Origin of the sequence: Rhizobium herbae (assembly GCF_019511375.1) — a bacterium.
In the GTDB taxonomy this organism is placed as follows: domain Bacteria; phylum Pseudomonadota; class Alphaproteobacteria; order Rhizobiales; family Rhizobiaceae; genus Pararhizobium; species Pararhizobium herbae_A.
Genome location: NZ_JAEUAO010000001.1, coordinates 1,389,849 through 1,412,507 on the forward strand (window position 1 = coordinate 1,389,849; position 22,659 = coordinate 1,412,507).

Genomic DNA, 22,659 nt, shown 5'->3' on the forward strand with positions numbered 1-22,659 from the left:
CTCAAGTCTCCGGCGTAACACGGCCTCCCGTTGGAATGTCCCTGGTGGCAAGGTCCGGCTGCGTCGGCCGCGGGCCTTCCGCACCAAACGGGTTCAACTCGTCCCGGTAGCCCCGGAGCGGAAAATCCTTGCGCTGCGGGAACCCCTCGAACCCTTCCCACATGTAGATCCGGCGCAAGTCCGGGTGGCCCTCGAACCTGATCCCGTACATGTCCCAGGCCTCGCGCTCATGCCAGTTGGCGGTGCGCCAGACCTCCGTCACCGAGGGCGCTCGCGGCGGATCGCCGAGGCGGCACTTTATCCGGACGCGCCATTTGTTCGGCAGCGAATAGAGGTGGTAGACGACCTCGTAGCGTGGCGCCTCAGGGTAATGATCGACCCCGCAAATGTCGGAGAGGAAATTGAATTGCAGCGCCGGGTGCTCCTTCAGGAACCGGCAAAGCTCGACGATGATGTCCGGCGGAGCGACAAAGGCATGAACACCATGGGTAAAGCCGATATCCTCGATTGCCTCGCCGAAACGCTCCATGATCGGGGCACGGTTGAGGGGCGTCTCAGCGCTCATGGCAACGCGATCCGGTCGAGGGGAGTCCCGGCCAGCGCCCGGGAGTTTTTTATCTTCTCCTGAAGCAGAAGGAAGCCGTGCATCAGCGCCTCGGGCCGCGGCGGGCAGCCGGGCACATGCACGTCTACCGGCACGAAGGTTTCCGCGCCCTGCACCACGGCATAGGTGTTGTAGACCCCGCCCGAGATGGCGCAGGTGCCCATGGCGATGACCCAGCGGGGCTCCGGCATCTGGTCATAGAGCCGGCGCACCACCGGCGCGAACTTCCGCGTGATGGTGCCGGCGATGATCATCACGTCCGACTGGCGGGGTGATGGCCGGAACACCACGCCGAACCGGTCGAGATCGTATCGCGCACAACCCGCCGCAATCATCTCGATGGCGCAGCAGGCGATTCCGAAGGTTTCGGGCCACAACGCCGACCTTCGGCTCCAGTTGATCACGCTGTCGGCCGTCGTGAACAACACGCTGTCCCGGATCGTGCTGTTTACGCCTCCCATTCCAGCGCCCCCTTCAGCCAGGCATAGGCGAACCCCACGAGGAGCAGCAATATGAAGACGAACATCTCGATATAGCCGACCAGCCCAATTTCCTTCAGCACGACGGCCCAGGGAAAGAGGAACATCGTCTCGACATCGAAGACGACCAGCAGGATCGCAAGGACAAAGAACTGCACCCTCAGGCGGCCGCCGGCGGCCTCGCCAGCCGGGTCCATGCCGCACTCATAAGGCATGTTCTTTGCAGGATAGGGATTGGACGGGCGCAGCAGCGAGGAGACAAAAAGCGTCGCCCCCGTCACCAGAGCAATTCCGGCAACCATGACAAGAACCGGCAGGAATTCCATCGCAGCCATATCGCGCGCACCGGCCACCCACCGAGGGCTCCTCAGGCTGCGACCGACACCTTTCGGGACCATGAACGCGGTCGCCCCAGGAAACGAAGTGGGCAATCCTTTCTTGGACTGCCAGTCTATTCCGTCGGGCGGATCAATGCAAATTCAATCGGTCAGCCGCCAAACACCGAGACCTGGGCAAGCCTCAGAAACCATGCCGGAAACAGGCCGATGCCAAGGGTCCCGACCGCCGTGAAGGCGAGCGTGGCGCGGGCCGACGGCGTCAACGCCGGGTCGAACACCCTCTCCGGCTCGCGCATGTAGATCACCATGACGATGCGGATGTAAAAGTAGGCGGCAACGGCACTCAGCAGTACGGCGATCACCGCCAGCATGACGAAACCCCGTTCCACCAGCGCAACGAGAACGTAGAACTTGCCGAAGAAACCGGCCGTCGGAGGAATGCCGGCCAGCGAGAACAGATAGAGCAGCATCAGAAGCGCGAGCCCGGGATGCGATTTGGAAAGGCCCGCGTAGTCTTCGATCACCTCGCCCGAGAAATCGCCGTTGCGCATCATGATGACGATGCCGAAGATGCCGAGGGTCATCAAAGAGTAGATCAGCAGGTAGAGCATGACGCTGGCGATCCCGTCTGCACCACCCGCCACCACGCCAAATATCGCAAAGCCGGCATGGGCGATGCTGGAATAGGCGAGCAGGCGCTTGAAATTATCCTGCACCAGCGCCACGAAGCTTCCGAGCGCCATCGTCACCACCGCGATGACCGCGACGATGATCCAGACCTCCGAGGCTGCGACCAGCGGGTTGAGGAAGACGCGCAGGATGACCGCGAAACCCGCCGCCTTGGGGCCGACCGACATGAACGCGGTGATCGTCGTCGGCGCGCCTTCATAGACGTCCGGCAACCACATATGGAACGGAACCGCGCCGACCTTGAAGACCAGCCCCGCGACGATGAAGACCACCGCCAGCAGCAATCCGGGATCGAGCGGATCGCCGGTCACGACGGCGGCCATCGCATCCAGTTGCGTCGTGCCGGTGAGCCCGTAGACCAGCGAGACGCCGTAGAGGAAAATCCCCGTCGATACCGCGCCGAGGATCACGTATTTGAGCGCCGCTTCGTTCGACCGCCGTTCCTGCCGCAGGAAGCCGGTCAGGACGTATGTGCAAAGCACCATCAGCTCGAGCCCCACATAGATCGACAGGAGATCGGTCGCCGAGGCCATGATCATCATTCCCGACAGCGTAAAGAGCAGCAGGACATAGTATTCGCTGCTGCCGATCCCCTCGATCTCGCCATATTTCCGCGAAAGCAGGAACGTCAGAATGGTGGCAAGGTAGAACACGAACTTGAAGAAGACCGCAAAGCGGTCGGCGACGAACATGCCCGTGTAGGCCGGCCGCACCTCGCCCGCCAGCATGAGTGTCGCGACGGCGGCAATCAGCACGATCGCGACAGAAGCCCAGACAAGGAAATGCTGCCGCCCCTTTCCCAAAAGCTGTCCAAGGATCAGCAGGATGCAGGCGCCGGAGATCACCACGATCTCGGGAAGGCTTGCAAGAGCCGACTGGAAGAGCGCAGCGGCCGTCATTGACCGCTCCCCTTGCTTTGCACATGCGTCAACAAGTGCTTCACCGAGACGTCCATGACGTCGAGAAAGGGTCTCGGATAGAGGCCGACCCAGATTACCAGGACGGCCAGCGGCAGGATCGCCGCCATCTCGCGGGCGTTCACGTCGCGCATCTTGTACCGGCCGCCGACACTGGCCGGACCGAGCGCGACCCTTCCATACATGCCGAGCAGATAGGCGGCGCCCAGCAATGCGCCGAAAACAGCGGCCGAACCGGCGGCCAGGCTGGCCGCAAACCCGCCCGACAAGACCAGCAATTCGCCGATGAACGAATTCGTCCCCGGCAGCGCCATCGACGAGAGGGTGAACAGTGCCAGAAACGCAGTGTAGACCGGCGCCGCCTTCATCAACCCGCCATAGTCGGCGATGCTGCGCGTATGTGTCCGTTCGTAGATCAAACCGACGAACAGGAACAGGGCGCCCGTCGTCACGCCATGATTGAACATCTGCAGGATGGCGCCCTCGAGCCCGCGCAGATTGAGCGCAAAAATCCCCAGCGTCACGAAACCCATGTGGCTGATGCTGGAATAGGCTACCAGCTTCTTCAGATCGTCCTGCGCCAGCGCAAGCAACCCGCCATAGACGATGGCGAGCGCCGAAAGCGAAAGCATCAGTGTCGAATAATACATCGACGCCTCCGGCAGCATCGGCAGTGAGAACCGCAGGAATCCGTAGGCGCCCATCTTCAGGAGCACGCCGGCAAGGATGATGCTGCCTGCCGTGGGCGCTTGCACATGAGCATCCGGCAGCCAGGTGTGGACTGGGACCATCGGCACCTTGACGGCAAACGCGACCAGGAAGGCAAAGAAAAGCCAGGACTGTACCCGGAACGGCAGATCCTGCGCAGTCAGCGCGAGGATATCGAAGGTCTCACCGCCGTTGAAATAGAGCACGATGACACCAATCAGGAACAGGAGGCTGCCCGCCAGCGTGTAGAGGAAGAACTTGAATGCCGCATAGACCCGGCCGTCGCCACCCCAGACCCCGATGATCAGGTACATCGGGATCAGCATCGCCTCCCACAAGACGTAGAACAGGAACAGGTCGAGCGCGCAGAACACCCCGAGCATCAGGGCCTGCATGACCAGCAGACTGACCATGAACGCCTTCACCTTGCGGTCGATCGCGACCCACGAGGCGAGCACGCAGATCAAGCCCAGCAGCGCGGTCAGGAAAACGAAGAGCGCGCTTATCCCGTCAATGCCAAGCGCATAGGTGATGCCGAGCGCCGGCACCCACGGGCGCCGCTCGGTAAACTGCATTTCGTGGGTCGTGGTGTCGAAGCCGGCCAGCATGGCGATGCAGAGAGCAAGGTCAAGAACGGTGACACTGAGCGCCGTCCACCGCACCGCATCGTCATTGCGCAGAAATACCAGGACCGCTGCCCCGGCGACGGGCAGGAACACAATGAGGCTGAGCAGCGGGAACGTCATCGCACCCCCTATTGCCACACGACGGCGAACACGGCGGTGGCTGCGATCACACCGGCGATCATCGCCAACGCATAGTGTGTCACGACGCCGGTCTGGAGCCGTCGCAACGTCCCGCCGCCACGCAGGATCGAACGGGCAACGCCGTTCACCACCGCATCCACGCCGTTGAGATCGACCCGCAGTCCGGCCCGGGCCGCCCCATGCAGCAAGGGCAGCGCCGCGGTCTCGGACACGTCGCTCACCGCCTTCTCATAGCGCGCCAGCGGTTTTTCGGCGATCCACATGAAGTATCGCGCGCCCCTGCGATAGAACCAGTCGGTATCGATGCTGATGGTGTTCTCGGGATCGAGCGCCCTGAGGAACAGCACGAAACCCAGGGCGGTGAACATCAGCAAGCCGAGGCTCTCGGTGACGTGGACGCCCGTATAGGGCTCGAAGGCTCCCGGATAGGGAAGAAGCGCATAAAGCTGCTGCGGGAACACCCCGATCGCAATGCAGAGCACCGCCGCCATGCCCATCGCAACCAGCATGTTGCGTGGCGGCTCCCGCGCCGCCAGCCCGCGGTCGGTACCAAAGAACATGTAATACGGCAGCTTGAGCCCGGTGTGCAGGAACGTCCCCGACGACGCCATCGTCAGCGCCAGCACGACCAGCGCGCGGTGATCCTGTCCGGCGGCGGCCACCACCATCGACTTGGTGACGAAACCGGAAAAGAACGGAAATGCCGAGATCGCCAGGGCGCCGACCATATAGAGCGTCACGGTCAGCGGCATGGTCCTGTAGAGCCCGCCAAGCTCGGTGAGCTTGCGCCGCCCGGTGACGTAGATTACCGCCCCTGCACCCATGAACAGCAGTGCCTTGTAGAGGATGTGCGCGAAGGCGTGGCTGGTGGCGCCGTTCACCGCCATCTCGGTCCCGATGCCGATGCCCGCCACCATGTACCCCACCTGGCTGACGATGTGATAGGCGAGCAGCCGCCGGCAATCATTCTCCAGCACCGCGTAGATAACGCCGTAGAGTGCCATCGCGGTGCCGAGCCAGACCAGAAGCTCGGCCCCCGGAAAAGCCCGTGCCAGCACGTAGACGGCGGTCTTGGTGGTGAAGGCGCTCATGAACACCGCCCCGGTGACCGTCGCCTCTGGATAGGCGTCGGTCAGCCAGGCGTTGAGGGGCGGCACGGCGGCGTTGAGCAAGAACCCCGCAAGGATCAGATAGGCGCCGGCGCCCATCCCCCCCTCGATCGGACCGAAGAGCAGCGAATTGGTGGCGACCGCGTGGAGAATGATGCCGCCGAGCAGGACGACGCCGCCGGTAATATGGACCATGAGGTAGCGGAACGCGGCGCGGATCGCCTGCCCGCCTCCCCGGGCGAAAACCAGATAGGCAGAGGCAAAGGCCATGCCCTCCCAGAACAGGTAGAGCGTCAGGTAATCGCCGGCAAACACGACGCCGAGCGCCGAGCCGACATAGACGAACGCCGCCACATGTTGGCCGGGTCGCGTCAGATGCAGTGCATAGACCATGCCGATCAGCGCCATGATGGTGAAAACGGTGGCGAAGACGATGCTCAGCCTGTCGACCTTTGCGACCAGGATTTCCTGGCCGATGACCTGCGCCGCACCGTAGCTGCCCGGCTGCAAGGTAAGCACGGCGAGGATCGCCAGCGTCGGGACCAGCACGAGATAGGCCTTGCGGATCGATCCGTTCAGGAAGGCGATCGGCACGGCGCCCAGAATGAACAGAAGGGCGGGATGGACAAAATCAGTCATAATAGTCCTCGCGCCGCATCAGCCCGCCCTGGTGGCCGAGGAACTTCGAAACGAAAATCAAGAGCACGCAGGACAGAAACCCGTAGACGGCCGACCAGCCGGGCACGCGCTCCCACAGGTATTCGGCGTGTTCGCGGAAGACCAGGAAATCGGCGACGACGACCGAGACGAGCACCAGATAGAACAGCCGGCGGCGGGGTGTCGCATAGGCCTCGTTGCCGAAGAAATCGACGATGCTCCTGATCATCTGACCACTCCTTGCGCCAAAGTGAGGAAATAACCCGGGAAGACGCCCATCAGCACCGACAGGAGAGCGGTGGCGACCAGCGGGATCGTCACCATCGGAATTTCGCGGATGGTCGCTGCGCTTCCAGCCATCCGGGCGTCGGATGCCGGGCTTTCCGGCACCTCAGCCCCGAAAAAGGCGACGTAGCTCACCGGCAGGAAATAGGCGGCATTGAGGATCGAGCTGGCCAAAAGGACGACCAGGAACGCGATTTCTCCCGCCTCCACCGATCCCAGCGCCAGATACCACTTGCTGACGAAGCCCGCGGTTGGCGGCACGCCGATCATGCTGAGCGAAGCGACGAAGAATGCCCCCATCGTCCAGGGCAGCCTGCGGCCGATGCCGGCCATGTCGCTGATCTTCCTTTTGCCGGACGCGCAATAGATCGAACCGGCGCAGAAAAACAGCGTGATCTTGGAGAAGGCGTGCGCTGCGATGTGGATGATGCCGCCGACCATCGCGACAGGAGACAGGAGAACCGCGCCCAGCACGATGTAGGAGAGCTGGCTGACTGTCGAATAGGCAAGCCGTGCCTTCAGGTCGTCCCGCGTCAGCGCGTAGACCGACGCCATAAGGATCGTGAACGAGACCAGATAGGCCGTGGCGATGCCGAGCCCCAGCCCGCTCACCAGCCCCGTGCCGAAGACATGGAACACCAGCCGCAGCACACAGAACACGCCCATCTTGACCACGGCCACCGCATGCAGGAGCGCGCTGACCGGTGTCGGAGCAACCATCGCGGCGGGCAGCCAGGCGTGCATCGGCATCACCGCCGCCTTGGCAAAGCCGAAGAGATAGCAGAAATAGACGACCGTCAGCAGCGGCGCCGATGCATTGCTCCCCGCCAGCAGGCCACCGGCCAGGAAGTCGAGCGATCCGGCAATCTGATACGTCAGCGCCAGCGCCGCGAGCAACACGCTTTTCGAGGCACCCATCAGATAGACGAGGTACTTGCGGCTGCCAGCCCATCCCTCTTCGTCCTCGTGGTGGTAGACGAGCGGATAGGTCACGAGGCTCAGCACCTCGTAGAAGATCACCAGCGTGAACAGATTGGCGGCGAACGCGCCCCCGACGGCGGCTGCAAGGCTGGTGGCGAAACAGGCGAAGAACCGGGTCTGCGCGTGTTCGTTGAGGTGGCGCATGTAGCCGATGGAATAGATCGCCGCGACGATCCACAACAGCGACGAGACGGTGGCAAACACCATTCCGAGCGCATCGACCCGGAATGCAAAGTCGATCCCCGGCAGAATAGCAAACAGGCGCAGATCGACCGTCCCGCCCGCCAGCACGGTGGGCGCCATGGAGGCGACGATCGCGAACATCGCGGTCGCGGCCACTGGCGAGACGATATCGCGGAGTTTCTCGCGGTTGTTCAGGAGAAGAACTGCGACGGCCGCCAGGCCTGCGACGGCGACGGCAAGAAGCGGCCGGATCGATAGGACCGGGTCCAAGCCACTATCCTTTCATCATGGTCACGTCGTCGACCTTGAGGGTGGATTTGTTCCTCACAAGGGCGACCAGGATGCCAAGGGCGACGGCGACCTCCGCCGCGGTGATGGCGATGACGAAGATGGCGAAGATCTGCCCGCGGAAATCGGCGTAGTAACGCCCAAAAGCGATGAAATTGATGTTTACCGAGTTGAGCAGCAGCTCCAGCGACATCAACACGACCAGAATATTGCGCCTGAGCAGCACGCCGGCGGCTCCGATCACGAAGAGCACGACGCCGAGCAGGATGGACCATGAGAGCGGGATCATCACTCCCACTCCTTGCGTGCTAGCACGATGGCGCCGACCAGGGCTGCCAGCAGGATGACGGAGGCGACTTCAAACGGCAGCAGATAGTCGGCGAAAAGCGTGGTGCCGAGTTGCCTGACGTCGTCGCCGTCGCGCGTCGCGACGGGCGCCGTAGCCGAAATGCGGTCGCTCCAGAGCACCAGCACGAGCATCTCGATCCCGAGCAGGCAAAGGAGCGCCAGAGCCGGCAGGTTGCCACCCGGCAGGAACCGCTGCAACACCGCTTCGCGCATATCGATCATCATGATCACGAACAGGAACAGCACCATGATCGCGCCGACATAGACGAAGATCTGGATGACCGCGAGCAACGGCGCCTCGAGCAGGACGAAGATGGCGGAGATGTGCAGGAAACAGGCCATCAGCGCCAGTGCGCTGTGAACCGGATTTCGAGCCAGAACCACGGTCAGGGCCGTGATCACAGACACCGTAGCGAACAGAAGAAAGAACCCCTGATCCATCGACGCCGACCCTCCAACGCGAACTGTCACTTGGCGCGGATCGGGCGAAATCGAAAGTGCGCCGCACTTCAGATGCGTTTATAAATTGTGCCCCAGTATCGGATTTTTCACAAGATTATTGTCACCCAAGCAAAACGCCGGCACCAGGTTACCATAATTTTCGCTGCTCACGGCAGCGCCCGCGCTGGCCCTGTGCGCTGCAGCAACGAAACTCGCTTGCATTGTTTATAAAATTGTCTATTACTAAACATATTGCTAAACATGATGGTTGAGGAGTTCATGTGAGCATTCCCTGAAGTGGGTGGACTTGCGGCGCCGGCAGCGGCCGGCCTTGGTTTTGGGAGGAACCTATGCTGAAAAGATCAAATGCTTTTTTCGGGTTGGTGTCGGCGTTTGCGCTGTCGTCGGCATTGCCCGGTCTTGCAAAAGCCGATGAATTGACACTCTGCTGGGCCGCCTGGGATCCGGCAAACGCGCTCGTGGAATTGTCGAAGGACTTCACCGCCAAGACCGGCACCCAGATGAAGTTCGAGTTCGTTCCCTGGACGAGCTACGCCGACCGCTTTCTCAACGAACTGAACTCCCATGGCAAGCTGTGCGATCTCATCATCGGCGACAGCCAATGGATCGGGGGTGCGGCCGAGAATGGCCACTACGTCAAGCTGAACGACTTCTTCGACAAGGAAGGCATCAAAATGGATGACTTCGTGCCCGCGACGGTCGTGGGCTATTCGGAGTGGCCGAAGAACTCCCCCAACTATTGGGCGCTGCCCGCCATGGGCGACGTGGTTGGTTGGACCTATCGCAAGGACTGGTTCGAGCGACCCGAACTGCAAAAGGAGTTCAAAGAGAAATACGGCTGGGATCTGGCCGCACCGAAGACCTACGATCAGCTGAAGCAGATCGCCGAGTTCTTTCAGAAGCGCGAGATCGACGGCAAGACCGTCTACGGTGCCTCGATCTACACCGAGCGGGGCTCGGAAGGCATCACCATGGGCGTGACCAACGTCCTCTATGATTGGGGCTTCCAGTACGACAACCCGAAGAAGCCTTACGAGATGGAAGGCTTCGTCAACTCGGCCGACGCGGTCGAGGGCCTCGAATTCTACAAAGCCCTCTATGATTGCTGCACGCCGCCCGGCAGCTCCAACATCTACATGGTCGAAGCCGCCGATGCCTTCAAATCCGGCCAGGTGGCCATGCAGATGAACTTCGCCTTTACGTGGCCAGGCCTCTACAAGGACGAGAAGGTCGGCGGCGACAAGATCGGCTTCTTCCCTAATCCCGCTGAAAAGGAACACTTCGCCCAGCTTGGCGGACAGGGTATCTCGGTCGTCTCCTACTCCGACAAGCAGGACGCCGCGCTGCAATACATCAAGTGGTTCGCCCAGCCTGACGTCCAGGCCAAGTGGTGGCAACTCGGCGGCTATTCCTGCCTGAAGTCCGTCGTCAACGCGCCCGACTTCGCCTCCAGCCAGCCCTACGCGCAGGCGTTCCTCGACTCCATGGCGATGGTCAAGGACTTCTGGGCCGAACCGAGCTACGCGTCCCTCCTCCAGGCCATGCAGAAGCGGGTTCACAACTACGTCGTGGCCGGCAACGGCACCGCTCAGGAGGCGCTTGACGGATTGGTGAAGGACTGGACCGAGGTCTTCGAGGACGACGGCAAGATCTAGTGTCTGGCCGCACACGCAGGCTCCTTCTCTGGATCGCGGCCCGGATCGGCAAAAGAACCGGGTCGCCCGATGTGTCATATCCACAGAGTTCAGGTGACGCTTTGACCATTTCCCCCACCTCCATCGTCGACAGTGCCGCGGCGGCCACGGCAAGAGCAACGCCGACAGCGCTTGCCCGACGCGTCCGCGGCCTCTCGGACAGGGCGATTGCCTGGGTGTTCATCGCGCCCGCCATCATCCTGTTGCTCGCGATCAACATCTTCCCGCTCGTCTGGGCGATTTATCTCTCCTTCACGAATTACCGCGCCAACCGGCCGAATGCGGTGGTGGAAACTGTCGGCATCAGGAACTACGCGCGCGTCCTGACGGATCCGGACATCTGGCAGGCCATGCAGACCACGGCGCACTTCGTTTTCTGGACGATCCTGCTGCAGACGGTGATCGGTTTCATGCTGGCCTATCTGATCGACCGCAAATTTCGCGGTCACGCCTTCTGGACGACAATCATCCTTATCCCGATGATGCTTTCCCCAGCCGTGGTCGGCAACTTCTGGCGCTTTCTCTACGAGCCCCAGATCGGCCTTTTCGCCTATGCGGTGTCGCTGGTCAGCGGCATTCCGACCTCCGAGATCCGAATGCTGGGAGACGTCTCGCTGGCGCCCTGGGCGATCATCATCGTCGATACCTGGATGTGGACGCCTTACGTGATGCTCATCTGCCTCGCCGGCCTGCGCTCGATCCCGGACTATATCTACGAGGCGGCGGAGGTCGACCGTGCTTCGGCATGGCGCCAGTTCTGGTCGATCACTGTGCCGATGGCGCTTCCCTTCATCATGCTGGCCGTCCTCTTCCGGGGCATTGAGAATTTCAAGATGTTCGACATGGTGACCTTGCTGACTGGCGGAGGGCCCGGCTCGATCACCGAGGTCGCCTCGATCACCCTGAAGCGCGCTGCCTTCGAAAGCTGGGCAACCGGCCGCGCCTCCGCCTTCGCCATCATTCTCTTCGTCGCGGTGTTCGGCCTCGCCAACATCTACGTCAAGGCCCTCAACAAGGTGAAGCAACGATGAGCTCTGCGAACTCCGCCCATTCGGTCGTCGAGCCGAGTCTCACAAGCAAGCGGGTCGCCGGCGCGATCGTCATCCTCTATGCGCTGATCACGCTGATCCCACTCGTCTGGATATTCCTGACCAGCATCAAGTCGCCGCCGGACTCGATCAGCTACCCGCCGAAGATCGTCTTCACGCCGACGCTCGAAGGGTATTGCAACCTTCTCACGACGAGGACGCGGCAGACGCCGGAATATATTGCCTCGCTGCCGGCGCCGACCGGCACCTGCGACGAGGTCACCCGCAAGCGCAACATGGTGATCGCCGGCCCATCGAACTTCCTGCCGCGCTTCGTCAATTCGCTGGTCATTGCCTTCGGCTCGACCTTCCTCGCGGTCCTCCTCGGCACCTTGGCTGCCTACGGCTTTTCCCGATTCCGCGTGCCGCTTGCCGATGATCTTTTGTTCTTCATCCTGTCGACCCGAATGATGCCGCCGATCGCCGTCGCGATCCCGATCTACCTGATGTACCGGGAGCTTGGGCTGTCGGACACGGCGATCGGCATGATCCTGCTCTACACCGCGGTCAACGTTTCGCTCGCCGTCTGGCTTCTCAAGGGGTTCATCGACGAAATCCCGCGCGAATACGAGGAAGCCGCGATGATCGACGGCTACACGCGACTGCAGGCATTCCGCAAGGTGGTCCTGCCGCAGGCAACAACGGGTATCGCGGCAACTGCGATCTTCTGCCTGATCTTTGCCTGGAACGAATATGCCTTCGCCGCACTTCTAACCTCTGGCGAGGCGCAAACCGCGCCCCCCTTCATCCCGACGATCATCGGTGAAGGCGGACAGGACTGGCCGGCCGTTGCGGCCGGAACGACCATCTTCCTCGTGCCGATCCTCGTCTTCACCATCCTCCTGCGCAAACAGTTGCTTCGCGGCATCACCTTTGGAGCGGTCCGCAAATGACGAATTCGATCGAAACGCCCCGTCCTGCCCGCCGGAAGCGACCGGTCTATCTGCGTCGCGGCCCGATGGAAAACATTGCGACCCTGCTGATCGCGGCAGGCTTCCTGATGCTGTTCCAGCCCTTCCTGCTGGTGCTCTATACCTACTCGCTGGTGGTACTGCTGGCGGGCACGGCGATGTTCATCATCGTTTCGAAATTTCCGGAGTGAGCCATGGCGGAAATCAGGATCGAACATCTTCGTAAGCAGTTCGGCAGCTTCGTCGCGGTCCAGGATTCGAGCTTCGTCGTCCATGACGGCGAGTTCCTGGCGCTGCTCGGTCCGTCCGGCTGCGGCAAGACAACCACGCTTCGGATGATCGCCGGGCTCGAACTGCCAAGCAGCGGCAAGATCTACCTCGACGGCGAGGATGTCACCTTCAATCGTGCCAGCGCCCGCGACATCGCCTTCGTCTTCCAGCTCTTCGCGCTCTATCCGCATATGAACGTGCGCAAGAACATCGGCTTTCCGCTGCTGTCGCAGGGCATGCCGAAGGCGGAAATTCGTAGCCGCGTGGAAGAGACCGCGCGTCTGCTGCAGATCAGCCACATTCTCGACAGGTCGGTTTCCGGCCTTGCCGGCGGCGACCGCCAGCGCGTGGCGCTCGGGCGCGCCATCGTGCGGCGCCCGAAATGCTTCCTGATGGACGAACCCCTCGGCACGCTCGACGCCGAATTTCGGGAGGTGATGGTGCACGAGCTGCGCGAGCTGCACAACCGCATCCACGCGACGACTGTCTATGTCACGCACGATCAGCACGAGGCGATGGCGATGGCCGACAAAATCGCCGTCATGAACCATGGCGTCATCGAGCAATTCGGCACGCCACAGGAGATCTACAGCAAGCCGGCGACCATGTATGTCGCTGATTTCATCGGCTCGCCGCCGATGAATTTCATGCGCTTCACCGCCAGCCTGCAGAAAGGTGCACGCACCGTTTGCCTCGATGGCATCGACGTCGCCGTTCCCGAGGTCCGGCAGGATATGGCTGAAGGCGAGCTGGCGCTCGGCGTGCGCCCCGAACATATCCGTTTCAGCGACGCCGCGCTTCTGCGCGGCGCCGTCTACGGCAGCGAATATCTCGGCACCAACCAGATCGTGGCGATCGAAACCAGGAGCGGCTTGATCAAGGCCCGTGTTCCGGCGAACCGCAACTTCCGCATCGGCGAAACGGTCGGCATAGAATTCAACCACACCAATCTCGCGCTTTTCGACTGCAGTTCCGGCCGCGCGGTTGATTCAACGCTCTATTCGGGGGTCCGACATGGCTGACGTCATTCTCAAGGGGCTCAACAAGCGCTTCGGCGACACCCAGGCGGTGAGCGGTCTCAACCTTGCGATCCGCGATGGCGAGTTCATCGTCCTGCTCGGGCCGACCGGCGCCGGCAAGACAACGACCCTCCGGCTCATCGCCGGCCTTGAGAGGCCCGACAGTGGGCGGATCGAGATCGCGGGCCGCAACGTCGCGGGCGAAGCCCCTGCAGAGCGCGACGTCGCTTTCGTCTTCCAGCAGTACTCGCTCTATCCGCACATGACGGTATACGAGAACCTTGCTTTCCCGCTCAAGGCGCCGGCGCGACAGTTGGCAAACGACGAAATCGACCGGCGTGTGCGCGAGATCGCACGCATGGTCAGGATCGATCACAAGCTGGAAAACCGTGCCACCCGCCTGTCCGGCGGCGAGATGCAGCGCGTCGCGATCGGCCGGGCGCTGGTACGCCGGCCAGCGATCTACCTGATGGATGAACCGCTCTCCTCGCTCGATGCGAAGCTGCGCGGCGAGCTTCGGCTGGAACTGAAACGGATCCAGAAGGAATTGGGCTCGACATTGCTCTACGTGACCCATGACCAGATGGAGGCAATGACCATGGCCGACCGCATCGGCATCTTGGCGGAAGGCAAGCTCATGCAGGTCGGGACGCCTCGGGAAATCTACGGCAATCCCTCAAGCCTTCATGTCGCCGCGCGCCTCGGCCAGCCGCACATCAATCTCCTGCCAGCCGATCTGCTGCCGGGGGGCAATCCTCCGGCAGGGACGAAGACGGTTGGCGCACGAACCGAGCATCTGGATATTGTTGCCGGCGAGGACGCAAATGCGCGGGTCGACTGGATCGAGCATCTGGGAGACCAGAACCATCTGCATATTCGCGTTCGCGATCACAAGCTCGTTACTCTGGCCGATCCATACCTCGCTGTCCGGCCGGGCGACAGGATCAAGCTGACGCTGCGCGATCCGCTCTATTTCGATGCGGGCGGACAGCGGCTCGGCTGACGACGGGAAACTGAACCAAACCAGGCATGCAAAAACACATGGGTCGCAATCAATGAAACATTTCTTCAATCGCCGGGAAACCATCGTCACCGAAGCTCTGGACGGCCTGCTTTCGACGAGCCGCGCCGGCCGGCTTGCCCGTCTGGACACGTTTCCCGAGATCAAGGTGATCCTGCGAGCGGGCTGGGACAAATCGAAGGTGGCGATCATTTCCGGCGGCGGCGCCGGCCATGAGCCTTCGCACGCCGGCTTCGTCGGCAAGGGCATGCTGACGGCAGCGGTTTCCGGCGAGATATTCGCCTCGCCAAGCGTAGACGCCGTCCTGACGGCGATCCGAGCGGTTACCGGACCGAGCGGCGCCCTGCTGATCGTCAAGAACTATACTGGCGACCGGCTGAATTTCGGGCTCGCCGCGGAAAAGGCACGTGCCGAAGGCTTCGACGTCGAGATGGTCATAGTCGCCGACGACATCGCCATCCCCGATATCACACAGCCGCGCGGCGTAGCGGGCACCCTTTTCGTCCACAAGATCGCCGGATACCACGCCGACGCCGGCGCCGATCTGAAAACCGTTGCCGCGCACGCGCGCGCCGCGGCGTCTGATATCGTTTCGCTCGGCATGTCGCTTTCCGCCTGCAGCGTGCCCGGCCAGGGCCACGAAGATCGCCTTGGCGCGAACGAGGGCGAACTTGGCCTTGGCATCCACGGGGAACCGGGCGCGGAGCGCATCGCCCTCCAGCCAGTCGTCAATATCGTCGCCACGATGGTCGAGCGGCTGGAGGCAAAAGTCGATGGCATGCAAAGCTACGCCCTGCTGATAAACAACCTCGGAGCGGTCCCGCCTCTCGAAATGGCCGTCATCGCCAATGCGGTCCTGTCTTCGTCCCTTGCCCGCAACGTCAAGCTGATCATTGGCCCGGCGCTGATGATGACTGCCCTGAACATGAATGGATTCTCGCTGTCCATGATCCGGTTGGACCCGGTCCGCGAGGCGGCGCTGGTGGCGGCCGTCGAGCCAAACGCCTGGGTGCCTGCGGTCGAACGCCACCGGATTGCCGTCGTTGCCGCGCCGCCGACGCCAGCCAGGTCGAATGGAGCCATTGCAGCCAGCGACGACGGTCGGAGCCGCGGTCTGATCACGGCGCTCTGCGAGCACCTCGTCTCGCTCGAGAGCGAGCTCAACCGCCTCGACGCCCGCGTCGGGGACGGGGATACGGGATCGACGGTGGCAACCGGCGCCCGCAGCGTGCTTGCCCGCATCGACACGCTGCCGCTGAAGGATCCGGCCGCGACCCTGGCATCGGTGGGTGAGATCCTGAGCACCAGCATGGGCGGATCGAGCGGCGTGCTGCTGTCGATCTTCTTTACCGCCGCTTCCAAGGCAATGGCCGAAAAGCGGGATATCGCTGCAGCGCTCCTTGCCGGGCTCGAGCGAATGACGTTCTATGGTGGAGCCGGCGTCGGCGACCGGACGATGGTGGATGCGCTTGCGCCGGCACTCGAGGCCCTGGCCTCCGGCAATGTCGCGGCGGCGGCCAAGGGAGCGGCAGCGGGCGCGGAGTCGACGAAGGCGATGAGGAAGGCAAGGGCCGGACGCGCCTCCTACGTCGGCGAAAGGGATCTGGAAGGAGTGCCTGATCCTGGCGCAATCGCGGTTGCGAGAGCATTCGAGATCGCGGCAGCTATGGCTTGAGCACGCGTCACGTGCGGGAGGATTGAGGTGCAGGGGGAGTCGGTGCTGGTTGCGGGACTGATCGAAGCGTGCCGTGTGACCATCGCGGCAAATCGCGATCATCTCTGCGAACTGGACCGCGAAATCGGCGACGGCGATCACGGCACCAACATGCAGCGCGGCTGCGAGGCGGTCAGCGCCGAAGAGAAGGATCTCGCGAGGCTGCCACTCCCCGACGCTCTGGAGAAGATCGGATTGACACTGGTGATGAACATCGGCGGCGCTGCCGGACCTCTCTACGGAACACTGCTGATGGAAATGGGCCGGAAGCTTCGCAACCGCGATCGGGAAGAGGAGTTTCCAGTCGTGTTGAAGCAGGCGATCGACGCCGTTGCCAGGCGCGGACGCGCGCATGCGGGAGACAAGACCCTGCTCGACGTGCTCTATCCCGTCCATGACGCGCTGGCGCAGCGCTCGCCACTGACCGATGTCGCCCGGCGGGCCGAGCTTTCGGCGGACCTCACCGCGCCCATGAAGGCGATGCGCGGCCGTGCGTCCTATCTCGGCGACCGTTCGATCGGCCACGTGGATCCGGGTGCTTCGAGCTGCGCGTTGCTGACCACGGCCATTTGCCGCTATCTCCAGGAGAACTATCCGGAATGAGTGAAAAGACCGCAAATGTCGGGATCGTCATCGTCTCCCACTCGCCGCTTGTGGCGCAAGGCATCGCCGACATGGTGCGCCAGATGGTCGGCGACTGCGTTCCGCTTGCCTGGTCCGGAGGCAATGTTCGCGGCGAGCTCGGTACCGATGCCGGCGGCATTCTGCGGGCGATCGAAGCGGCGTGGTCCGATGCCGGCGTTGCCATCTTCGTCGATCTCGGCGGCGCCGAAACAAACAGCGAAATGGCGATCGAGATGCTGGGCTCACCGCGCTCGAAATTCGTCTCCATCTGCAACGCCCCGCTGGTGGAAGGCGCGGTCATCGCCGCTGCGGAAGCCTCCGGGGGCGCTTCACTGGCGAAGGTCGTTGCCACTGCCGAGGAGCTTTCGCCCTGATGACCAGCGGATTGCGCAAAGACCTACCGGAGGCGGAACCGAGGCACGCCAGCTGCCAGACGGAGGTGGAAGTAAAGCATGGCGTGGGATTGCATGCCCGCCCCTCGGTGGCATTTACGCGGCTTGCCAAGTCGTTTCCCTGTTCGATCGAGGTCGCTGTGAACGGCGGCGACGTCTGGCTGAATGGCAAGAGCATCATCAAGATCATGGGTGCCCGAATCCGCAAGGGATCGATCCTCAGAATAAGGGCCGATGGAATCCTTGCCAAGGAGGCGATCCGCGCGTTGAAGGACCTCATCGAACGCAATTTCGATGAGGACAAGAAGCATGGCCGACCTGCTTAGACTGAAGGCAACGAGCGCATCTCCCGGCACCGCATCCGGACCGGCCTATCTGGCGCAGCAGCATCGCGCTCCACTCGCGCCTCGCCAGGGGACCGCTTCCGCAAAAGAAGCGTTGGCGGCCGCCATCGAGACGGCGATCGGCGAGCTTGAACGCCTTGCTGGAAGCGAAAGCGCCGAAGGCAGGGATATCATTGATTTCCAGGTCGAGGTTCTTCGAGATCCGACGATCATGGAAACGGCCGGCGCGCGCATCGCGGCAGGTATGAACGCCGCCTTCGCATGGGTCGGCGCCCTCGACGGATACATCCACGAACTGGAGGCCGCCGAGGAGGAGCATCTGCGCGCGCGCGCCATCGATATCCTGGACGTCAAGAACCGCGTCCTGCGTGCATTGACTGGCACCAGGGACGAGGACTTTCCCGCCGGGTCGATCTTCGTCGGCAAGGACATGGAGCCAAGTCGCTTCCTCGCGCATGACTGGTCTGCGGGCGGCGGCGTCGCCCTCTTCAACGGCAGCGCCGTTGGCCATGTCGCCCTGCTCGCCCGCGCCAGGTCGATACCGATGGTCGTTGGCAGCGGACACTTTGACATTGCAGAGGGATGCCGCGTCGTCGTTGATGGCGACGCGGGCGCCGTCGTCCTTGAGGGAGTGCCGGAGCCGCCTCTGTCCGCCGTCCCCCGCCGCGCCGAGGCTTCGTGGCGCAATGGGGGCACGCCCGATAGCGGCGAGGTTCGCACCGCGGACGGGGTGCCCGTCCGCCTGACGATCAATCTCAACGAGCCCGCGGAGCTCGATTTCATTGATCCTTCAACGGTCGCCGGCATTGGATTGATGCGCTCCGAATTCGCCGTGACCTCGATCACCGATGCCGCCAACGAAGAAATGCAATTGGCGATCTACCGTCACGTCTTGGAATGGGCAGCAGGCAAACCGGTCACCATCCGCATGCTGGACATCGGTGGAGACAAGATGCTCGCAGGGCTGGAAGAACCGGACTCCCAATCCGCGATGGGCATGCGAGGCATCCGGCTGCTGGTCGCGCGACCGGAAATCGCGCGGGTGCAGGCGCGCGCGTTGCTGCGCGCGGCCACTTCCGGCGACCTGCGCGTCATGCTGCCGATGGTGACCTTCCCTTCGGAAGTCGACGCGATGCGGCAGATGTTCCGGGAGGAAGCCGCGCAATTTCAGCGGCGGTCCGTCCCTCATCATATTCCGCCGATCGGCATGATGGTCGAAGTGCCGGCCGCAGCATTGATGCTCGACGAATTTGCGACGGCGGACTTCTTTTCCTTCGGCACCAACGACCTTGCGCAATATATTGCGGCGGCGGCCCGCGACAGTTCCGACCTCGCGGCCTATGGCGACAAGGCAAGACCGGCGCTCCTGCGCCTGCTTTCCCAGGCAATGAAACTTGCCGGCGCCACACCGGTGAGCATCTGCGGGGACATGGCAAGCGATCCGCGCCGTTTGCCCGAACTGCTTGCCGTTGGCCTTAGACATTTTTCCGTGGCGCCGACACAACTTCCCGCGATAAGATCGGCAATCGCCGGGTTGAACGCCGACGGGACACGGGCAGCCGGAGAGTAGTATGGCGCGCGAAACCACCGAAGACGCCATCATCGGCTACAAATCCATCCTGGCACAGATCATCGACAACCGGCCGTCGGGCACGCGCCAGCGGCTCGCGACCGAGCTCGGAAAACATCGCAGCTTCGTCACGCAGATCACCAGCCCGACCTACGCGACACCGCTGCCGGCGCGCCATCTGGCGACGATCTTCCGCGTCTGCCACTTCAGCGCCGCCGAACAGGAACGCTTTCTTGAAGCCTATCAGAACGCCCATCCCGGGAAGCTGCCGGAATTGGGGTCCTCCGAAAGGCTGCGGCACCTGTCACTGATGGTCCCCGATTTTGGCGACGAGAGAAGAAACCGCCTTCTGGAGGAGGCAATCTCGGAACTGGTCCAGAAGATTGCCGCGATCTCGGGAGGGATGGAATGATCCGCGGAACCGAGGATACCAATTGAACGCATCCGCTATCGCGGCCTTGGGAGGGGCTCGATGAAGAAGTTCATGAACACCGCGGAAACAATGGTCGCCGAAAGCGTCGATGGCTTCGTGCGCGCCCATGCGGATTTCGTCGTGTTCGGCACTGACCGCCAATGCGTCCGTCGTCGCCATCTCACGCCCGGAAAGGTCGCCGTCATTTCCGGCGGGGGTGCCGGTCACGAGCCCATGCATATCGGCTTCGTCGGCCAAGGCATGCTGGATGCGGCTTGCGTCGGGCACGTCTTCACATCGCCGACGCCGGGCCAGATCATCGGCGCCATCGAGGAAGCCGATAACGGCGCCGGATGCTTGCTGATCGTCAAGAACTACGACGGCGACATCATGAACTTCGAGATGGCGATGGAGATGGCCGCCGGTCGCCACGCGGTCGAGATGGTGATCGTCAGCGACGATATCGAGACCGCGCGGATCGGCGAGGGACGCGGCCGCCGCGGAGTAGCGGGCACCCTGATCGTCGAAAAGATAGTCGGAGCGGCCGCCGAACAGGGCAGGCCGCTTGCCGAGTTAAAGCTGCTCGGAGATGGGCTGAACGGGCGCATCCGCTCCATGGGCGTGGCCCTGACGGGCGTCACCGTGCCGCATACCCAGCGCTCGACTTTCACGTTGGGTGCAACCGAGATCGAAATGGGGGTCGGGATCCACGGCGAGCCTGGCCATTCCAGGCAGCCCTTCTCCACCGCGGACGACATCGTCCGATATCTGTGCGAAACGATCTCCCGGGACATCGACGTACAGCCCGGCACGAAGGCATTGCTCTTCATCAACGGCCTCGGCGGAACGCCCCCTGCCGAACTCTACCTCGCCTTCAACGCCGCTCGCCGTTTCATGGAAGAACGAAGCATTCCCGTTGAGCGCTCGCTGGTTGGGACCTATGTCACCTCGCTCGACATGCAGGGCCTTTCAGCCACCCTCGCCCTGCTGACCAAGGAGGAGATGACCCTTTGGGATGCGCCCGTGGCGACCGGCGCCCTCCGTTGGTGACAAGCCCGCGACCGGCGCAGGGCCGACCAACCCGGCCACGGGGCCCGGTCGACCTCAGCGGACCACCGCAGGCTGTTGGACAAATGGATAGGATGATCCCGCAGAATGCGGCCTGGACCTCGTCTTCGCCAAGCGCTGGACTCACTCGGCATTACGGACGGATCAACCGGCACCCAACATAACCTTTGCCGCGGCCCACCATCGGGGTGCTCTACGTTTTCGCATTCCTTCATTCTTTGCCTGCTCGTCACCGGCTGGTTCAGCTCTTGTGGCCTTGGGCTGCACAAGGAACTCAATCCGTTTCATGAATGCGCTGCCGTCGAACCGTTTTGACATTGTCAATGGACCGTCGCCGCAAGGCACTGTGTGGAAGAAAATCTCAAGATTGACCACTGGTATGGGGCGAATGCTGCGCAGGAGATCGATCTCCGGTCGCGTCGTTATGGCGAAGGAACAATGATCCGAACGGAGTACATCAAAAGCCTCCGGGACCGTCGATATTGCGACGGATTCATGCCCACGCTCAGCCAGTTTTGTGACAATCACATCGGCCGCTGCCTGAGGCAGAAACACAAGAATTTTCTTGGCGCAAATGGTTTCTGTAAACATGGCGACTTCCTCATCCGGAGATGAAGAAATCTAGCCGCTGCCAGTGCAAGGTTGTGTTTGGTTTTATTTAGTTTTGTTGCGGGTGTCGCTGTCAGCGGAATCGACCTGCCCAACATTTCTTAACATCACAAAACCCAAGTTAACGACCTCGTCTGAGACATTGCGAGCCCAGAGACCAGCGCGGCGGCACTTTGCACGCGTTGAAACTCTCCATGGGACCCAGGAGCCAGTTCGAATGTCATTGACCAAGACCTTTTTGAATCGTCCACGACGTGTCGCCATGGCTGCGGGGCTCGCAGCAGTTGCTTGCCCCCTGGCCCCGGCATGCGCCGCCGACCCTTACGAGGGTGAAGAGGCCGCTATCCCCGCGACCGCGAACTTCGACACGGGACGATTCGGTGGCATACGCCAGAAGCTTTCCGACTGGGACGTTATGGTCGGCGCCGGAGCCATATATATGCCGAAATTCGAAGGATCGGACGAATTCGAACTCGTCCCCATTCCCATGGTTTCGGCAACCTTCGGCCGCGTCACGGTCGATCCGGGCGGGTTGTCAGTCGATGTCCTCAACTCGAACGGTTTTAAGGTCTTGCTGAAGGGCGGTTACGACATGGGCGGTGGTCGCGATGAAGACGATTCCGATCACCTCAAAGGTCTGGGCGACATCGACGCTGGAGCCGTCATCGGAGCGCAGCTCTCCTATGAACTAGGACTGGTGGAACTCTACGCTTCTGTCGACAAGACGATCGGCGGCAGCGACGGTCTGCTCGGTGAGGTCGGCGCAAATGTTTCGCATCACTATGATCGATTTATCCTTTCTGCTGGCGCCTCGGCGACAGTTGCCGACGACAATCATATGGAAAGCTACTTTGGGGTAACCGCTGCGCAGTCCGCACGCTCCGGGTTGCGGCAACATGAGGCAAATGCTGGCCTCAAGCGCTTCGATATCGAAGCCTCCGTAACCTACATGGCAACGGAAAACTGGGTTATTCGCGGTCAGGCAGGGGTCGGCTTCCTGACTGGCGACGCGAAGGACAGCCCGATCGTTCAGAACGACGTGCAGCCGTCTGCGATGCTGATCGTCGGTTACAAGTTCTAGGGCTTGGTCCTTCGCCTCCCGCTCTT

The 22,659-nt window shown here is 62.3% G+C and carries 25 protein-coding genes; 14 read left to right on the forward strand and 11 right to left on the reverse strand.

The window, feature by feature from the left end:
• Nucleotide 1: 1 nt before the first annotated feature.
• The 10 genes from JNB71_RS06705 to JNB71_RS06750 all read right to left on the reverse strand — a co-directional run bounded on the left by JNB71_RS06705 (nt 2) and on the right by JNB71_RS06750 (nt 8,795).
• Nucleotides 2-565, reverse strand: coding sequence for an NADH-quinone oxidoreductase subunit C (locus JNB71_RS06705; RefSeq protein ID WP_220371002.1), 564 nt, complete (start codon nt 563-565; stop codon nt 2-4).
• Complete coding sequence (locus JNB71_RS06710; RefSeq protein ID WP_220371003.1) at nt 562-1,065, reverse strand: NuoB/complex I 20 kDa subunit family protein; 504 nt, start codon at nt 1,063-1,065, stop codon at nt 562-564. The genes JNB71_RS06705 and JNB71_RS06710 overlap by 4 nt, the downstream gene beginning before the upstream one ends.
• On the reverse strand, nt 1,053-1,418 hold the full coding sequence (locus tag JNB71_RS06715) for an NADH-quinone oxidoreductase subunit A (protein WP_220371174.1): 366 nt from the start codon (nt 1,416-1,418) through the stop codon (nt 1,053-1,055). The genes JNB71_RS06710 and JNB71_RS06715 overlap by 13 nt, the downstream gene beginning before the upstream one ends.
• Nucleotides 1,419-1,570: 152 nt before the next feature.
• Nucleotides 1,571-3,010, reverse strand: a complete 1,440-nt coding sequence (locus JNB71_RS06720; RefSeq protein ID WP_220371004.1) for an NADH-quinone oxidoreductase subunit N — start codon at nt 3,008-3,010, stop codon at nt 1,571-1,573.
• The gene (locus JNB71_RS06725) at nt 3,007-4,482 is read right to left on the reverse strand and encodes an NADH-quinone oxidoreductase subunit M (protein ID WP_220371005.1); all 1,476 of its coding nucleotides are present in this window, start codon (nt 4,480-4,482) and stop codon (nt 3,007-3,009) included. The genes JNB71_RS06720 and JNB71_RS06725 overlap by 4 nt, the downstream gene beginning before the upstream one ends.
• 8 nt (nt 4,483-4,490) lie before the next feature.
• Nucleotides 4,491-6,251: a Na(+)/H(+) antiporter subunit D gene (locus JNB71_RS06730; RefSeq protein ID WP_220371006.1), complete on the reverse strand. Its 1,761-nt coding sequence runs from the start codon at nt 6,249-6,251 to the stop codon at nt 4,491-4,493.
• Nucleotides 6,244-6,498, reverse strand: coding sequence for a hypothetical protein (locus JNB71_RS06735; protein WP_220371007.1), 255 nt, complete (start codon nt 6,496-6,498; stop codon nt 6,244-6,246). Before JNB71_RS06735 ends, JNB71_RS06730 begins: the two co-directional genes overlap by 8 nt.
• The gene (locus JNB71_RS06740) at nt 6,495-7,988 is read right to left on the reverse strand and encodes a monovalent cation/H+ antiporter subunit D family protein (protein ID WP_220371008.1); all 1,494 of its coding nucleotides are present in this window, start codon (nt 7,986-7,988) and stop codon (nt 6,495-6,497) included. Before JNB71_RS06740 ends, JNB71_RS06735 begins: the two co-directional genes overlap by 4 nt.
• Before the next feature lie 4 nt (nt 7,989-7,992).
• Complete coding sequence (gene nuoK / locus JNB71_RS06745; RefSeq protein ID WP_220371009.1) at nt 7,993-8,295, reverse strand: NADH-quinone oxidoreductase subunit NuoK; 303 nt, start codon at nt 8,293-8,295, stop codon at nt 7,993-7,995.
• Nucleotides 8,295-8,795: an NADH-quinone oxidoreductase subunit J gene (locus JNB71_RS06750; RefSeq protein ID WP_220371010.1), complete on the reverse strand. Its 501-nt coding sequence runs from the start codon at nt 8,793-8,795 to the stop codon at nt 8,295-8,297. The genes nuoK and JNB71_RS06750 overlap by 1 nt, the downstream gene beginning before the upstream one ends.
• A 350-nt stretch (nt 8,796-9,145) precedes the next feature.
• On the opposite strand from JNB71_RS06750, the gene JNB71_RS06755 reads away from it, so the two are divergent.
• The 13 genes from JNB71_RS06755 (at nt 9,146) to JNB71_RS06815 (ending at nt 20,925) form a co-directional block, all read left to right on the forward strand.
• Nucleotides 9,146-10,471, forward strand: a complete 1,326-nt coding sequence (locus JNB71_RS06755; RefSeq protein WP_220371011.1) for an ABC transporter substrate-binding protein — start codon at nt 9,146-9,148, stop codon at nt 10,469-10,471.
• Nucleotides 10,472-10,572: 101 nt separating this feature from the next.
• Nucleotides 10,573-11,541 carry a carbohydrate ABC transporter permease gene (locus JNB71_RS06760; RefSeq protein ID WP_220371012.1) on the forward strand — a complete coding sequence of 323 codons (969 nt, stop codon included), beginning with the start codon at nt 10,573-10,575 and terminating at the stop codon, nt 11,539-11,541.
• Nucleotides 11,538-12,491: a carbohydrate ABC transporter permease gene (locus tag JNB71_RS06765; RefSeq protein WP_220371013.1), complete on the forward strand. Its 954-nt coding sequence runs from the start codon at nt 11,538-11,540 to the stop codon at nt 12,489-12,491. Before JNB71_RS06760 ends, JNB71_RS06765 begins: the two co-directional genes overlap by 4 nt.
• Entirely contained in the window at nt 12,488-12,700 is a 213-nt protein-coding gene (locus tag JNB71_RS06770; protein WP_220371014.1) for a hypothetical protein, read from the forward strand. Before JNB71_RS06765 ends, JNB71_RS06770 begins: the two co-directional genes overlap by 4 nt.
• Nucleotides 12,701-12,703: 3 nt before the next feature.
• Complete coding sequence (locus JNB71_RS06775) at nt 12,704-13,801, forward strand: ABC transporter ATP-binding protein (RefSeq protein WP_220371015.1); 1,098 nt, start codon at nt 12,704-12,706, stop codon at nt 13,799-13,801.
• Complete coding sequence (locus JNB71_RS06780; RefSeq protein WP_220371016.1) at nt 13,794-14,801, forward strand: ABC transporter ATP-binding protein; 1,008 nt, start codon at nt 13,794-13,796, stop codon at nt 14,799-14,801. Before JNB71_RS06775 ends, JNB71_RS06780 begins: the two co-directional genes overlap by 8 nt.
• 52 nt (nt 14,802-14,853) lie before the next feature.
• The gene (locus tag JNB71_RS06785; protein WP_220371017.1) at nt 14,854-16,494 is read left to right on the forward strand and encodes a dihydroxyacetone kinase subunit DhaK; all 1,641 of its coding nucleotides are present in this window, start codon (nt 14,854-14,856) and stop codon (nt 16,492-16,494) included.
• Nucleotides 16,495-16,521: 27 nt separating this feature from the next.
• A complete protein-coding gene (dhaL, locus tag JNB71_RS06790; RefSeq protein WP_220371018.1) occupies nt 16,522-17,136 on the forward strand; it encodes a dihydroxyacetone kinase subunit DhaL in 615 nt (204 codons plus the stop codon).
• On the forward strand, nt 17,133-17,531 hold the full coding sequence (gene dhaM / locus JNB71_RS06795; protein ID WP_220371019.1) for a dihydroxyacetone kinase phosphoryl donor subunit DhaM: 399 nt from the start codon (nt 17,133-17,135) through the stop codon (nt 17,529-17,531). The genes dhaL and dhaM overlap by 4 nt, the downstream gene beginning before the upstream one ends.
• A complete protein-coding gene (locus JNB71_RS06800) occupies nt 17,531-17,875 on the forward strand; it encodes an HPr family phosphocarrier protein (RefSeq protein ID WP_220371020.1) in 345 nt (114 codons plus the stop codon). The genes dhaM and JNB71_RS06800 overlap by 1 nt, the downstream gene beginning before the upstream one ends.
• Nucleotides 17,859-19,463, forward strand: coding sequence for a putative PEP-binding protein (locus JNB71_RS06805; protein ID WP_220371021.1), 1,605 nt, complete (start codon nt 17,859-17,861; stop codon nt 19,461-19,463). The genes JNB71_RS06800 and JNB71_RS06805 overlap by 17 nt, the downstream gene beginning before the upstream one ends.
• 1 nt (nt 19,464) lies before the next feature.
• Nucleotides 19,465-19,875, forward strand: coding sequence for a hypothetical protein (locus tag JNB71_RS06810; protein WP_220371022.1), 411 nt, complete (start codon nt 19,465-19,467; stop codon nt 19,873-19,875).
• A gap of 60 nt (nt 19,876-19,935) precedes the next feature.
• Nucleotides 19,936-20,925: a dihydroxyacetone kinase subunit DhaK gene (locus JNB71_RS06815; RefSeq protein ID WP_220371023.1), complete on the forward strand. Its 990-nt coding sequence runs from the start codon at nt 19,936-19,938 to the stop codon at nt 20,923-20,925.
• 162 nt (nt 20,926-21,087) lie between these two features.
• Here the strand turns inward: JNB71_RS06815 and JNB71_RS06820 are convergent, their stop codons facing one another.
• Nucleotides 21,088-21,534: a hypothetical protein gene (locus JNB71_RS06820; protein WP_220371024.1), complete on the reverse strand. Its 447-nt coding sequence runs from the start codon at nt 21,532-21,534 to the stop codon at nt 21,088-21,090.
• 235 nt (nt 21,535-21,769) lie between these two features.
• On the opposite strand from JNB71_RS06820, the gene JNB71_RS06825 reads away from it, so the two are divergent.
• A complete protein-coding gene (locus JNB71_RS06825) occupies nt 21,770-22,633 on the forward strand; it encodes a MipA/OmpV family protein (RefSeq protein WP_223215756.1) in 864 nt (287 codons plus the stop codon).
• Nucleotides 22,634-22,659 lie beyond the last annotated feature (26 nt).